The sequence below is a fragment of the Enterobacter sp. MGH120 genome, assembly GCF_001037725.1.
Lineage (GTDB): Bacteria > Pseudomonadota > Gammaproteobacteria > Enterobacterales > Enterobacteriaceae > Enterobacter > Enterobacter hormaechei_C.
Genome location: NZ_KQ089940.1, coordinates 154,519 through 168,951 on the forward strand (window position 1 = coordinate 154,519; position 14,433 = coordinate 168,951).

Genomic DNA, 14,433 nt, shown 5'->3' on the forward strand with positions numbered 1-14,433 from the left:
ATCTGAGCACTAAATACCGCGAACGTTAAAACGCACAGCGAAAAATGCTGAGGTTATCCATAAGCAACGCGAAAAAAGATCAAACTATATATAAAAAAATACAATGGATTATGTCACAAAACCGCAAGCAGGCAGGGGGAAGCAGGGCTAAGGGGTATTTTGAGGACTCGTGCGGGGTAACGCGTTAATGCAAAAAGGGCTAACCTTGCGGTTAGCCCTTTTTAGAATGTGGTCGGCGAGAGAGGATTCGAACCTCCGACCCACTGGTCCCAAACCAGTTGCGCTACCAAGCTGCGCTACTCGCCGAATGCGGAGCGCATCTTACTGCTGAGGTGCGCCCCCGTCAATCCCTTATTTTCAAAAAGCCATTCAACTGGCGATATTCTCGCCAGACCAGCTACTGCGCGGCTTTTGTGGTGTTATCAGGGAGTTTACACCAGTTGTTGTTTTCGTTAATCCCACCGTTCGGTGAGGTATAGCCGAGACAACCCATAATGGTGTCGTACAGCTCAACGTGACGGCGCGGTACCTTGATCTCTGCCTGCTGTTTCAGATGGGCAAACATTTTGGCTTTGTCCGGGTTTTCCAGGTACTTATCCGACATCCACATGATCATCGGCACGCGGAACTGCTCAGGCGGGGCCAGCTTACGCGGCGTGCCGTGTAAATGCTCTTTCTCGTTGATGGACTCGCCGTGGTCGGCCGCGTAAATCACAATCGCTTTCTTATCGCGAAGCTGGTCGATCACCCGGCTGAGGAAGGTATCCACATACAGAATCGAGTTATCATAGGCATTGATCAGTTCCTGCTTGCTACAGTTCTTGTTAATGCCGACGCACTCAGGCGTCCATTTGGCGAAATCGCGCGTGTAACGCTGATAGTAGCTGTAGTGTGAACCTTTGGTATGCAGAACAATAAGGTGCTTACCCTGCGGATGGTTTTTCAGCGACTGTTCCATCTCAGAGAGCAGCAGCATATCATCAACGTTCTTTCCGCGGTTACGCGGCTCGGCGCCAATCTGCTCGCGGTAGGCGATGTTATCCGCCATGGTGTTGGTGTAGAACCACATCTCACTTTGCATGGCGAACAGATCGGAGCTAAATCCAAGCTGCTTCAGAACAGCAAACACGTTTTGCTCTTTGAGAGTGCGCTGAGGATTATCACTCGCACCGCCCTCACGAACAAACATACAGCGCAACGAAAGCTTCGTGGCGGTATCGCAGGAGTAGCCGCGGTATGCCACCAGGTTCTTTTCCTGCGCCAGTTTCGGGGTGGTATCGCGGTCATAACCGAGAATACCCATATGATCCCAGCGCGTCGTTTCGCCGATAACGAAGACCACGTAAGTATCATCCAGTCCGTCAGCCGGAGCCTGGTAGGTGAACTTTTTGGTCGGGTTAATCAGCGATTTCACATCGCTGGATTCGTCCGCCTGAGCCCAGGCATAGAGACCTAGCGCCGACAGCCAGTTAGACGGCAGATACGAGTTAGCCACCACGCCGCCGTAGCTTGGCATATCTACGCCTGTCGCTTTTTCGATCCGCTTTTGCTGTTTTTCCATCAGGCGAATAGGCGCCCATACCAGCAGACCCGCCAGAAGGACGACGGCGACGTTGCGGATGCGTTGCCCACGGGTACGCAGCTGGCGTAACAGGGTATAGCGACAGGTATTACTCCAGATAAAGAAGAGCGGGATCAGGCAGGTCAAAATCGTCCACATGATGAACCCTTGCCCCACCACCTCTTTCGAGAGGTCGATGTCCGTGGTCATCACCGAGGCCACAATACCGTAGCCAATGACCACATTCATGAATGTCATGTAATAGCTTGCGGCGGCAGAGATAATCACCACCAGCGAGGCCAGAACCTGCCATGTACGTCTGCCAAAAAGCGAGAGCAGACGTAGCAGGAAGAAGGTTGCCAGAATTGAGCCAAACACTTCAATCGCGGCGAAAATCCCGTTTCTTACGGTGAGGTGTTCAAAATAACCTTCCACTCTTCTGAACAGCACCGCGCCATTCAGAAACAAACCGATATAGACAGCCAGCATCAGACACAATCTTTGCTGGGTAAGAGACCTGATATATTTCATGCAAACAACCCTGGGGGAAGGGGTATAAAGACCCGCCGAATCTCATTGAGAAAGCAGACAGAGTAAGTAGGTGCGAGATAAACCGTTATCAGAAACGTCTACAAGCGCGATAAGTAGACCACAGCGAGGAAGAAAAGTGGCAGCAGAGAATGTGAATCGATGAGAATTTTTACAAAATAACAAGTCCGGAAGTGATATTGCGATAAAAAAAGAGGCCCTGCGGCCCCTTTTTATCGAATCATGCATGCGCTTCTTTATAGACCTCGCGTTGCGGCTGACGAATCGTGGTGGACAGCGCCAGTGAAATAATCAACAAGGCAAATATCACGCAGAATGTCACGTAGAAGCCACCAAACAGCGAGGCAATCAGCGATCCGCAAATACTGCCGATACCGAAGCCGAGATAAATCACACCGTAGTTTTTCGCCAGATTGTTCAGCCCGAAGAACTCGCTCACCAGCGACGGGAAGACGGTAATGGTACCGCCAAAGTTAAAGGCTACGCAGGCTATCGCCGCAAAGAATGTCGCTTCGTTCAGCGGTGCAAACAGCAGCGCCGCCATGCCCACCAGAGAGATGACCTGCCCCAGCGTAATCACGCGGATGCGGGCGATTTTGTCAGACAGGATACCCAGTACCAGACGACCCGAGAGGTTAGCGATGGAGATGACCGTTACCGCGTTCGCCGCCGTCGCCGCGTCCAGTTTCACCATTCCCTGCGCGATATCTTTCGCCACGCCGATGACATACAGACCGCTCATGCAGGCCGTCAGGAACATCACCGCCAGCATCCAGTACTGCGGTTTACGCATGGACTGTGCAAGGGTGAAATCATTCTCCACCACACCGTTAACGGTTTTCACTTCCTGCTGCGGCGCGTCTTTCATCAGCGTTGCGCCGAAGAGGATCATCACCAGCACAATCACGCCCCAGATCATAAAGGTTTTCTCAAGCCCCACCGAGGTCAGCAGATGCGCATCGATGAATTTGAAGCCAAGGCTGCCCAGGCCATATGAACCAATGGCAAACGCGGAGATAAGCCCTTTACGCTCCGGGAACCACTTCACGCAGTTAGACAGCGTCAGCAGGTAACCTGCGCCGTCCGCCAGCCCCACCAGCACCCCGGCGCTCAGCCACAGCATCATCAGGTTGTCGGAATATGCCGTCAGGAAGAAGCCCACGCCCAGCAAGATCCCGGAGGCCATGGTTACACGCTTCACGCCGAAGCGCTCCTGAAGTTTGCCCGCCACGGAAGAGGAAATTGCTAACCCAAGACTCAGCAAGCCGAAGGAGAACGCCACCTGGCTTATCGGCGCGCCGATCTTATCAGACAGGGCGCTGTTAAACAGGCTCCAGGTATAGACCGATCCCAGTGCGAACTGGGTAACGATGGTGCCGAATAGCGTCAGCCAACGCGTGCGGTTATAAGTTGATGTGTTCATGGCAGTGTCCTGCAAGATAAATTAAGGAAATTCGCTGAGGACACGATAAACAAAACCCCATAACACCAGGGGTAAAACGGCATGAAATGCAGGAGAAACGGAATGAAATGCCTGGAAGCGGGAATGAATGACCTTGCCGGAGAAGAAAAAGCTCAAAGGTGAGCGATCACTATCGCTACAGTCCCTGCCGTTATTGTATTAAATATGTTACCGCAGCGTTTAAAAAAGTGACAACCCTTTAAAATTTGGCGCTCAATCCCAGCGTATATAAATATTCTTCTTCAGTTTGCTGGTTATAGCTGATCTTCGCCCAGGGGTGTAAATCACCATACTGCGTATCGACACGCCACCCCAATGAGTTCACGCTGGCATGCCAGAGTGGATCGGTAAGCGACTGCGTGGTGGTTGTATCCTCAAACGCATTCACTGGTGCGGAGGGAGCGCCATCAGTGCGCCACGCCATTACGGGCCCGGTGGTGAAATGTCCCGCCACGGGAAAATTCCAGCCAACGCTCAGAACGGTTTCCGCATCTGAACCGGATGGGTCGTTCAGGGTAAACCCCGCAGCATTCTGCGTGCGGTTAATACGCTCCGCGAGAATATCTTCATAACGAGGTTGGTGATCGGCGTCCCATGTATAGCGTTCCATCGTATTACTTTGAGCATCTGAAACGATATATTCCTGTTGCCACGCAAAAGCGGTGTTACAAAAAAGCAGGCAGACTGAAACACCCACCAGGCCAGAAGCAGCATGGCGACCACTGATTTTTTTTATCATCATCAAAGCGACTCCAGAAAGAGCCGAGTTCGGCGATATATGTCATTGTTCGAAGAGGTATTAGGGCGTATAGCCCTGTATTAACTATTGTCTCTTTAGCAGACACGTCAAGCCGGGCAGATTGAAATTTTTGCGTTTACCGTATCAGGAAGGGAGATGACCTATGCAACGTTGCGGCTGGGTAAGCCAGGATCAGCTTTATATCGATTATCACGACAAGGAATGGGGCGTACCGGAAACCGACGGTAAAAAACTGTTTGAAATGATTTGCCTTGAAGGCCAGCAGGCCGGACTGTCGTGGATCACCGTTCTGAAAAAGCGTGAGAACTATCGCAAAGCCTTCCACCAGTTCGATCCGGCTGCGGTTGCCGCCATGACCGACGACGACGTGGAAAGGCTGGTTCTGGATACCGGTATCATCCGCCATCGCGGTAAAATTCAGGCCATTATTGGTAACGCGCGTGCTTATCTGGCGATGGAGCAAAACGGCGAACCCTTCTCAGCATTCGTCTGGTCGTTTGTGGATAACGAGCCGAAGGTGACGCAGGCCGCCACGCTTGCAGAGATCCCAACGTCGACCCCCGCCTCAGATGCCCTGTCGAAAGCGCTGAAAAAACGCGGCTTTAAGTTTGTGGGCACCACCATCTGTTACTCCTTTATGCAGGCCTGCGGGCTGGTCAATGACCACATTACGGGCTGCTTCTGCCATCCGGAGGGCCACCATGATCCGCAAATGGCAAAGTGAGGACACCGCTCCGCTTTTGAGTCTGTGGCTGGAGAGCACCACCGAGGCGCATCCGTTTATCGACGCAAGTTACTGGCAAGCGAATGAAGCGGTAGTGCGGGATGAATACCTTCCCGCCGCCGAGACCTGGGTCTGGGAAGAAAACGGTACCCTGTGCGGTTTTATCAGCGTCATGCAGTTCCAGTTCGTGGGGGCGTTGTTTATCGCCCCGGAGTTCATCGGAAAGGGGATCGGGCGTGCGCTGCTGAACCACGTTCAGCAGCACTATCCGTATTTAACTCTGGAGGTGTATCAGAAAAACGTGCGGGCGGTGAATTTCTATCATGCTCAGGGTTTTCGCATCGAAGACAGCGCCTGGCAGGATGATACCCAACACCCGACGTGGATCATGAGCTGGCAGGCGGATCAAACGCCGTAAGGGTAAGCGCCGGCCCCTCATATTTCTCCACCCATGCCAGCGCCGTATTCCCCGCGCAGCCATTCCCCAGCTTCGAGCTGGGGAGATCTTTGGTCAGCACGTTTACGGCGCCGTTCTTACAAATACCGCCCTCGTCCAGCGCCAGATCCGGCCATGCGCCCTGATGAATGCAGAAAACGCCAGGGCGGATCCCGTCACTCACCACGGCGCCTGCCAGCACCTGCCCGCGCGCGTTCCAGACCCGAACGAGGTCGCCGTGGTTAATCCCCCGCGCCTTTGCGTCATCGCTGTTCAGCGCAATCGGCTCACGACCCGCCACCGCATACTGCTCGCGCAAAGCCGAATAGTTGAGCTGGCTGTGCAGACGATGGGCGGGATGGGCAGACAGCAGCTGAAGCTGCCCCGGCTGCGCATTGCCATGCCATTCGTCCGGCTCCAGCCACGCCGGATGTGGCGGACAGTCCGCGTAGCCAAAGCTGGCGATGCGTTCGCTGTAGATCACAATCTTCCCGCTTTCGGTTTTTAGCGGGTGATTCTCCGGATCGCGACGGAAGTCAGCAAAGCGCACAAACCGCGCATTCTGCTCGCTTTCCGGCATTTCGAAGAGTTGATTCGCCTCCCAGAACTCAGCGAATGGCGGCAGCGTCACGCCCTGCGCAGCCCCGCGCTGGCTGGCAATCTGGTAAAACGTTTCCAGCCATTGCAGATCGGTTTTGCCCTCGGTGAAACGCTCCCGACCGCCCGCTTCCCACATTTCACTCAGGTCGGCAAAGACATCAAAATCATCCCGCGCTTCATCCCGGGGAGCCACGACGCGCTTCATCGGCACCATATGCTGATTACTGTAATCCCCCGTCATGGTGAGATCGTTACGCTCGAACGAGGTCGTGGCGGGCAAAACGATATCGGCATGTTTCGCTGACGCGGTCCAGAAGCACTCCGAGATCACCACCAGCTCCGGTTTCTGCCAGGCGCGGATCAGGCGGTTAGTATCCTGGTGATGGGTGAAGTTGGCCCCACCCGCCCACCAGACAAACTTAATATCCGGGAAATGCCGATCCTGGCCGTTGTGCTGATAAAACCCGCCTGGGTTCTCCAGGGCTTCAACAATGCGTGCCACCGGAATTTTATCTACCGCGTCCACGCCACCCTGCACTGAGCCCTGCATGGACGCCAGCACCGCCGCTTTACGCGTTGGATTACCGCCGTTAGCAAAGTGATAGGAAAGCCCAAAACCGCCGCCGGGTGTGCCAATCTGCCCGAGCATCGCGGCGAGCGTCACCAGCATCCAGTGCTTCTGCTCGCCAAACTGCTGGCGCTGCATCCCCCAGCCGGACATGAGCATCGTGACACGGCTATGGAATAACGTCGCCAGTTCGCGGATTTTAACGGCATCAACGCCGCAAATCGCCGCAGCCCACTCTGCGGTTTTGGCGATACCGTCGGTTTGTCCCGTCAGGTAGTCGGCAAATTTATCGAAGCCCGTGGTGCAGCGCGCCAGAAATTCCGTATCGTGCCAGCCGTTCTCCACCAGGGTGTGGGCGATGCCCAGCATCATCGCCACGTCGGTGCCCATATGCGGCGCGATCCACTCGGCGCTGTCGCCGAAGAAATCCAGCGTTTCAGAACGCATCGGATCGATACAGATGATGCGCTTGCCGCTTTTGCGCAGCGCATCAAAGTAGGAAACGCCCTGCTCGTCGGACGCATTCCAGGCAATTTTCAGGGTATTGAGCGGGTTGGCGCTCCAGAGCACCACCACCTCCGCATGCTCCAGCACCAGCGGCCAGCTGGTCTGCTGCTGATAAACCTCATTCCCGCCCACGACATACGGCATGATTGCCTGCGCCGCGCCGGTCGAGTAATCGCCCAGATGGCCGGTGTATCCTCCGGCCAGGCTCATATAGCGTTGCAGCAGGGTTGCGGCCTTATGCAGCACGCCGTTCGAGCGCCAGCCATAGGAGCCGGCAAAAATGGACGACGGGCCATAGCTGTCGCGAATGCGTTTATGCTGGGTATGGATCAGCGCCAGCGCGTCGTCCCAGCTCACGCGTACGAACTCATCCTGCCCACGAATACCCTGCGGCTTATCCGGTGACGCCAGAAAGCCTTTACGCACCATCGGCCAGCGGACGCGGGTTTTACTGTGTACCTGATCGCGAACGACGGTCTGTAAAGAGTTGAGATGGCGCGAAGGCAAAGCCCCGCGAGACGACAGCACAGTGTCGCCATCGGTTTCGACCAGCATCGGCCCCCAGTGGGCGGCGGTCAGAATGGTTTTTGTTGAGGTGCTCAAAGCGTGCGCTCCTGGTTGCGTGCAGGTGTTTCGGCCTTTCATTGAGGCAGTTTATCGTTTGTGACAAATTTCAGAGTTATACACTGAATTTTCTCCGTATCCGGACGTCATAATCCACTGCCACGTCCATCGTGGCAAAGAATAAAAAGGATTAAGGAAATAAGATGAAAAAACGCGTACTCGTTATTGCCGCTCTGGTGAGCGGCGCACTGGCTGTTTCTGGCTGCACAACCAACCCTTACACCGGTGAACGCGAAGCGGGCAAATCCGGCATTGGCGCGGGTATTGGTTCCCTGGTGGGCGCTGGCGTTGGCGCACTCTCCTCCTCCAAGAAAGATCGCGGCAAAGGTGCGCTGATTGGCGCAGCGGCAGGCGCAGCTCTGGGCGGCGGCGTGGGTTATTACATGGACGTGCAGGAAGCAAAACTGCGTAACAAAATGAAAGGTACGGGCGTGAGCGTGACGCGCAGCGGTGACAACATCATCCTGAACATGCCAAACAACGTGACCTTTGACAGCAGCAGCGCGACGCTGAAACCCGCAGGCGCAAACACCCTGACCGGCGTGGCCGCAGTGCTGAAAGAGTACAATAAAACTGCCGTGAACGTGATTGGCTACACCGACAGCACCGGCAGCCAGGATCTGAACATGCGTCTGTCCCAACAGCGCGCCGATTCCGTGGCCAGTTCGCTGATCGCCCAGGGCGTAGAAGCGAACCGCATTCGCACCAGCGGCATGGGTCCGGCTAACCCGATCGCCAGCAACAGCACGGCGGAAGGCAAAGCGCAGAACCGCCGCGTCGAGATTACGTTAAGCCCGGTGCAGTAGGTAAAAGCAAAACGGCAACTCCGTTGCCGTTTTTAGTGTTTGCGCCCTCTTCCGTGGGAGAGGGTTGGGGTGAGGGCATCAGACCGCAACCTCCGGTAAGCGCAGCGCCACCCGGCAAATTGCTTGATTCGCCAGATTTTCCCGCTAAGGTATTCTCACTAAATTCAGGGAAATCAGCGATGATCAAACCAACCCGGGCCACCATCAGCGACGTGGCGAAAGCCGCCAAAACCGGTAAAACCAGCATTTCACGCTACCTCAACGGCGAGAAACACCTGCTTTCCGATGCGCTGCTGGCGCGAATCGAACAGGCCATTGCCGATCTCGACTACCGTCCCAGCCTGATGGCGCGCGGCCTCAAGCGGGGCCGCACCCGTCTGATTGGCCTCATCATCGCCGATATCACCAACCCCTACTCCGTAAACGTCCTCAGCGGCATCGAAGCGGCGTGCCGTGAAAAAGGCTTTACCCCGCTGGTCTGTAACACCAATAACGAGGTTGATCAGGAGCTGCATTACCTCGATCTGCTGCGCAGCTATCAGGTGGAAGGGATTGTGGTGAATGCCGTCGGGATGCGAGAAGAGGGGCTAAATCGTCTGCAACAATCGTCTCTGCCGATGGTGCTTATTGACCGCAAAATCCCGGAATTTGCCTGCGATGTGGTCGGGCTGGATAACACCCAGGCGGCCACCACCGCCACCGAGCACCTGATTGAACAGGGTTTCGAAGCCATTCTGTTCCTGAGCGAACCGCTGGGCATGGTTAACACCCGCCGCGACCGCCTGGCGGCATTTCGTGCCACGCTGGCGCGTTATCCCGGCGTGATCGCCGAAAATGCCGAAATCCCCCTGCATGAAGCCGGGCAGCTGGATAATACCCTGCGCCAGTTCCATACCCGTCATCGGGGTATGCGTAAAGCGGTGATCTCCGCGAACGGGGCGCTGACGCTTCAGGTTGCCCGCTCGCTTAAACGCATTGGCCTGCACTGGGGCAGCGACATCGGCTTACTTGGCTTTGATGAACTGGAGTGGGCAGAACTGGCTGGCGTAGGCATCACCACCCTCAAACAACCCACCTGGCAGATCGGCTATGCCGCGGTTGAACAAGTGGTTCGCCGCATTGAAGGCACCCGCGACGCCGTACGCGAGCAGGTTTTTTCCGGCGAGCTGATCGTTCGCGGCTCTACTGCCCGTTAATTTCCCCTTCGTGACAGCGATCATAAATTCAGCATCCCGAACTTTTCTTTGGAACCGGTTCCATCTAGCGTAATACTATCGATTACGCTCTGGAGTCAGGAAATGAGCAGGAAAATTATGGTGGTCACCGCCGCGTATGGCGCGGACCAGGTGCGACAGGCAGGCGGTCAACGGGCAATGCTTCCCGTTATTGCCGGCGCAGGAGCTGATGGCGTTGAAATCCGCCGCGAGCTCTTCAGCAACGACGAGTTAATGGCCCTGCCTGCGCTCGGCGAGTCCATTGAACTGCTGGGTTTACTGGCGTGCTACTCCGCCCCGGCCCCCCTGTTTATGCCCGATGGCACCCTCAACACAGATCTCCCGCGCTACCTTAGCGAAGCCAGCGCCCTGAACGCGCTGTGGCTTAAAGTCTCGCTGGGTCATTTCAGCGACAAACAGCCGCTTGAAGCCCTGCGCGCACTGCTGGATGAAAGCGGCATGACGCTGGTGGTGGAAAACGACCAGACCGACTGCGGGCAGCTCGCGCCGATGCAGCGCTTCAAAGCCGCCTGCCGGGTAATGGCGCTGCCGGTCACGCTGACGTTCGATATGGGCAACTGGCTGTGGGTTGGCGACTCCCCGGAAGAAGCTGCACGTCAGCTGGCTCCCGCCGTGAGCTATATTCATGTGAAGTCCGCAGTCCCGCATAAGGCGCAGTTCCGCGCCGTCGCGCCGGATCAGACCGATTCTCGCTGGCGGGATCTGCTTAATCAACTCCCTGCCGATGCGCCACGCGGTATCGAATTTCCGCTGGAAGGGACGGATCTCACCGCCGTCACCCGCCATTACGTCAACCTGCTGCGCGAGGAGTAAACCATGCACAAGACGCTGGATGTCATCACCATTGGCGAGGCCATGGCGATGTTTGTCGCCACCGAAACGGGCGAGCTGAGCGCAGTGGAGTACTTCATTAAACGCGTGGCAGGTGCCGAGCTGAATGTTGCTACCGGCCTTGCGCGGCTGGGGCTGAATGTCGGCTGGGTAAGCCGCGTGGGAAATGACAGCTTTGGCCATTTTATTCTCGACTCACTGAAAAAAGAGGGCATTGATGCCGCAGGCGTGACCCTCGACGGACGCTTCCCGACGGGCTTTCAGCTGAAATCTAAAGTTGAAAATGGAACCGATCCCATCGTGGAGTATTTCCGCAAAGGCTCAGCGGCAAGCCATCTCTCCGTGGATGATTATCACGCCGCGTATTTCTCCTCCGCGCGCCACCTGCACCTGAGCGGCGTGGCGGCGGCGCTCTCGACCAGCTCGTACGATTTACTGGATCACGCGGCTTCGGCAATGAAAGCGCAGGGCAAAACGATCTCTTTCGATCCGAACCTGCGCCCGGTGCTGTGGAAAAGCGAAGCGGAGATGGCTGAGAAACTCAACCGACTGGCGTTTCAGGCGGACTGGGTTCTGCCTGGCATAAAAGAGGGAATGATCCTCACTGGCGAAAGCACGCCCGAAGGCATTGCCGATTTTTACCTCAACAGAGGGGTAAAAGCCGTGGTGCTGAAAACCGGTGCCGACGGCGCATGGTTCAAAACTGCCGACGGTGAGCAAGGCGCTGTCGCTGCGGTAAAAGTCGACAACGTGGTCGATACCGTGGGCGCGGGCGATGGGTTTGCCGTCGGGGTCATCAGCGCTCTGCTGGAGGGCAAACCGCTGTCGCAGGCCGTGGCGCGAGGCAACAAAATTGGTTCGCTGGCGATTCAGGTGCAGGGCGACAGCGAAGGATTACCAACACGAGCAGAGCTCGGCGTCTAAATTCCCTCTCCCTGTGGGAGAGGACCAGGGTGAGGGCAGCAATCCGCACCAGATAATTAAGCCACCGTGTACCCTACAGACAACGGCGGCAACAACCTCAACAACAGAGGCAAGCCTATGAACAGTTCGACCAATGCAGTAAAACGCTGGTGGTACATCATGCCAATCGTGTTTATCACGTACAGCCTGGCGTACCTGGATCGTGCCAACTTCAGTTTCGCATCCGCCGCCGGGATCAACGAAGACCTCGGGATCACCAAAGGGGTCTCCTCCCTGCTGGGTGCCCTCTTCTTCCTGGGTTATTTCTTCTTCCAGATCCCCGGCGCGATTTACGCTGAACGCCGCAGCGTGCGAAAGCTCATTTTCATCTGCCTGATCTTATGGGGTGCCTGTGCGTCGCTTACTGGCGTGGTGAATAACATTCCTGCTCTGGCGGCTATTCGCTTTATTCTCGGCGTGGTTGAGGCGGCCGTCATGCCAGCAATGCTGATTTACATCAGCAACTGGTTCACAAAATCTGAGCGTTCACGTGCTAATACGTTCCTGATACTCGGTAACCCGGTCACCGTGCTGTGGATGTCGGTGGTTTCCGGCTACCTGATCCAGTCCTTCGGCTGGCGCGAGATGTTCATCATCGAAGGGGTTCCCGCGATTATCTGGGCCTTCTGCTGGTGGGTGCTGGTGAAAGATAAGCCAGCCCAAACAAAATGGCTTTCTGAGGACGAAAAAGCCGCACTCCAGGCGCAGCTGGATAAAGAGCAGCAGGGGCTGAAAGCGGTGCGTAACTACGGTGAAGCCTTCCGCTCCCGGAACGTTATTCTGCTGTGCGCACAGTATTTTACCTGGAGTATTGGCGTGTACGGCTTTGTGCTGTGGCTACCGTCGATTATCCGCAGCGGCGGTGAAAACCTTGGCATGGTGGAAGTGGGCTGGCTGTCATCGGTGCCTTACCTGGCTGCGACCATCGCGATGATTATCGTCTCCTGGGCATCGGACAAGCTGCAAAACCGTAAGCTGTTCGTCTGGCCACTGCTGCTGATCGCTGCTTTTGCCTTCATTGGCTCCTGGGCCGTAGGCGCGAACCACTTCTGGGCTTCGTATACGCTGCTGGTGATTGCGGGTGCGGCCATGTATGCCCCGTATGGTCCGTTCTTTGCCATCATCCCGGAAATGCTGCCGCGTAACGTCGCAGGGGGCGCGATGGCGTTGATCAACAGTATGGGTGCGCTGGGTTCGTTCTTTGGCTCGTGGTTTGTGGGCTATCTGAACGGCGCCACCGGCAGCCCGTCGGCCTCTTACATCTTTATGGGGGTGGCGCTTTTTGCCTCGGTATGGCTTACTCTGATTGTTAAGCCTGCTAATAATCAACAGCTACCCGTCGGCGCACGCCACGCCTGAATCCTTTTAAAATCAACGGAGATTAGCATGAAGCCGTCCGTCATTTTGTACAAAGCACTGCCTGAAGATCTGCAAAAACGCCTGGAGGAACACTTTACCGTTACCCGGGTAAAGAACCTCAGCCCGGAAACCGTGGCGCAGCACGCCGACGCGTTTGCCAGCGCCGAGGGCCTGCTGGGTTCGAGCGAAAAGGTGGATGCAGCGCTGCTGGAGAAAATGCCGAAGCTTCGTGCTACCTCAACCGTTTCGGTGGGATACGACAATTTCGACGTGGATGCGCTAAACGCGCGCAACATCCTGCTGATGCACACGCCGCATGCCCTGACGGAGACCGTCGCCGACACGCTGATGGCGCTGGTGCTCAGTACCGCGCGTCGCGTGGTGGAAGTGGCCGAGCGCGTGAAAGCGGGCGAATGGACGAAAAGCATTGGCCCGGACTGGTTCGGCGTGGACGTTCATGGCAAAACGCTGGGGATTGTTGGGATGGGGCGCATCGGTCTGGCACTGGCACAGCGCGCGCATTTCGGCTTCAACATGCCCATCCTGTATAACGCACGCCGTCACCACACTGAAGCTGAAGAACGTTTCAATGCCCGCTACTGCGAGCTTGATACGCTGTTGCGGGAAGCCGACTTTGTCTGCCTGATTCTGCCGCTGACGGATGAAACGCGTCATCTCATCGGCAAATCGGCGTTTGAAAAGATGAAGAAATCGGCCATTTTCATCAACGCGGGTCGTGGTCCGGTGGTCGATGAGAAGGCGCTGATTGAGGCACTGCAAAACGGTGAGATCCACGCCGCCGGTCTGGACGTGTTTGAACAGGAGCCGCTGCCGGTGGATTCTCCGCTACTGACCATGCCGAACATCGTCGCCCTGCCTCACATCGGCTCTGCCACTCATGAAACACGCTACAATATGGCGGCGACCGCCGTGGATAACCTGATTGCCGCGCTCGGCGGTAAAGTGGATAAGAACTGCGTTAACCCACAGATACAACAGTAGAAACGAAAAAACCCGCCAGAAGGCGGGTTTTTGAATTTTGTGCTACTGGGTTGGAAGCTTACAGGCTTACAACGTTACCAGCTGCTGGGCCTTTAGCGCCGCTTTCGATGGTGAAGGAAACTTTCTGACCTTCATCCAGAGATTTGTAGCCATCGTTCTGGATAGCAGAGAAGTGTACGAACACGTCTTTAGAGCCATCGTCAGGAGTGATGAAGCCGAAACCTTTATCAGCGTTGAACCATTTTACCAGACCAGTCATTTTAGCAGACATAGAAATTACCTTATTAACAAATATATTGTGCCTTCCGGCTTGATGGATTGCGTTACAGATTTTTAAGCGATGAAGGAAGGGTCACTACGAAGGGTATCTATGGATAACAATCTGGACTGCTTTACTAAACTGCTTTAGGTCTGTGTAACAAACCGACGAACATAGTTATACCGAT

13 protein-coding genes and 1 tRNA gene are annotated in these 14,433 nt (G+C 55.7%); 8 read left to right on the plus strand and 6 right to left on the minus strand.

Annotated features, from left to right (window positions below):
• Window positions 1-229 precede the first annotated feature (229 nt).
• From SK54_RS00725 to SK54_RS00740, 4 genes are all read right to left on the minus strand, one after another.
• Window positions 230-306, minus strand: a tRNA-Pro gene (locus SK54_RS00725).
• 91 nt (window positions 307-397) lie between these two features.
• Window positions 398-2,092: a kdo(2)-lipid A phosphoethanolamine 7''-transferase gene (gene eptB / locus SK54_RS00730; RefSeq protein ID WP_017383570.1), complete on the minus strand. Its 1,695-nt coding sequence runs from the start codon at window positions 2,090-2,092 to the stop codon at window positions 398-400.
• Between the two features lie 238 nt (window positions 2,093-2,330).
• A complete protein-coding gene (locus SK54_RS00735) occupies window positions 2,331-3,533 on the minus strand; it encodes an L-lactate MFS transporter (protein WP_045329429.1) in 1,203 nt (400 codons plus the stop codon).
• 238 nt (window positions 3,534-3,771) lie between these two features.
• A complete protein-coding gene (locus tag SK54_RS00740; protein WP_015569983.1) occupies window positions 3,772-4,314 on the minus strand; it encodes a hypothetical protein in 543 nt (180 codons plus the stop codon).
• 160 nt (window positions 4,315-4,474) lie between these two features.
• Between SK54_RS00740 and tag the strand changes: the two genes are divergently transcribed.
• Together tag and SK54_RS00750 are read left to right on the plus strand one after the other, a co-directional pair.
• Entirely contained in the window at window positions 4,475-5,056 is a 582-nt protein-coding gene (tag, locus tag SK54_RS00745) for a DNA-3-methyladenine glycosylase I (RefSeq protein ID WP_017383572.1), read from the plus strand.
• The gene (locus tag SK54_RS00750; RefSeq protein ID WP_048246570.1) at window positions 5,034-5,474 is read left to right on the plus strand and encodes an N-acetyltransferase; all 441 of its coding nucleotides are present in this window, start codon (window positions 5,034-5,036) and stop codon (window positions 5,472-5,474) included. Before tag ends, SK54_RS00750 begins: the two co-directional genes overlap by 23 nt.
• Here the strand turns inward: SK54_RS00750 and SK54_RS00755 are convergent.
• The gene (locus SK54_RS00755; protein WP_044488942.1) at window positions 5,443-7,812 is read right to left on the minus strand and encodes a molybdopterin guanine dinucleotide-containing S/N-oxide reductase; all 2,370 of its coding nucleotides are present in this window, start codon (window positions 7,810-7,812) and stop codon (window positions 5,443-5,445) included. The genes SK54_RS00750 and SK54_RS00755 overlap by 32 nt on opposite strands.
• Window positions 7,813-7,934: 122 nt before the next feature.
• Here SK54_RS00755 and SK54_RS00760 point away from each other — a divergent pair, with 122 nt between their 5' ends.
• From SK54_RS00760 to ghrB, 6 genes are all read left to right on the plus strand, one after another.
• Complete coding sequence (locus tag SK54_RS00760; protein WP_048246572.1) at window positions 7,935-8,597, plus strand: OmpA family lipoprotein; 663 nt, start codon at window positions 7,935-7,937, stop codon at window positions 8,595-8,597.
• 179 nt (window positions 8,598-8,776) lie between these two features.
• Window positions 8,777-9,793, plus strand: a complete 1,017-nt coding sequence (locus SK54_RS00765; RefSeq protein WP_015569988.1) for a LacI family DNA-binding transcriptional regulator — start codon at window positions 8,777-8,779, stop codon at window positions 9,791-9,793.
• A gap of 102 nt (window positions 9,794-9,895) precedes the next feature.
• Window positions 9,896-10,645: a sugar phosphate isomerase/epimerase family protein gene (locus tag SK54_RS00770; protein ID WP_033486944.1), complete on the plus strand. Its 750-nt coding sequence runs from the start codon at window positions 9,896-9,898 to the stop codon at window positions 10,643-10,645.
• 3 nt (window positions 10,646-10,648) lie between these two features.
• Window positions 10,649-11,587 (plus strand): sugar kinase, encoded by a 939-nt coding sequence (locus SK54_RS00775; RefSeq protein ID WP_048246574.1) that lies wholly within the window; start codon window positions 10,649-10,651, stop codon window positions 11,585-11,587.
• Between the two features lie 117 nt (window positions 11,588-11,704).
• Window positions 11,705-12,985 (plus strand): MFS transporter, encoded by a 1,281-nt coding sequence (locus SK54_RS00780; RefSeq protein WP_039269329.1) that lies wholly within the window; start codon window positions 11,705-11,707, stop codon window positions 12,983-12,985.
• A 27-nt stretch (window positions 12,986-13,012) separates the two neighbouring features.
• On the plus strand, window positions 13,013-13,987 hold the full coding sequence (gene ghrB / locus SK54_RS00785) for a glyoxylate/hydroxypyruvate reductase GhrB (RefSeq protein WP_039269330.1): 975 nt from the start codon (window positions 13,013-13,015) through the stop codon (window positions 13,985-13,987).
• 58 nt (window positions 13,988-14,045) lie between these two features.
• On the opposite strand, the gene cspA is transcribed toward ghrB, so the two are convergent.
• Entirely contained in the window at window positions 14,046-14,258 is a 213-nt protein-coding gene (gene cspA, locus SK54_RS00790; protein ID WP_003860775.1) for a transcription antiterminator/RNA stability regulator CspE, read from the minus strand.
• Between the last annotated feature and the right edge of the window lie 175 nt (window positions 14,259-14,433).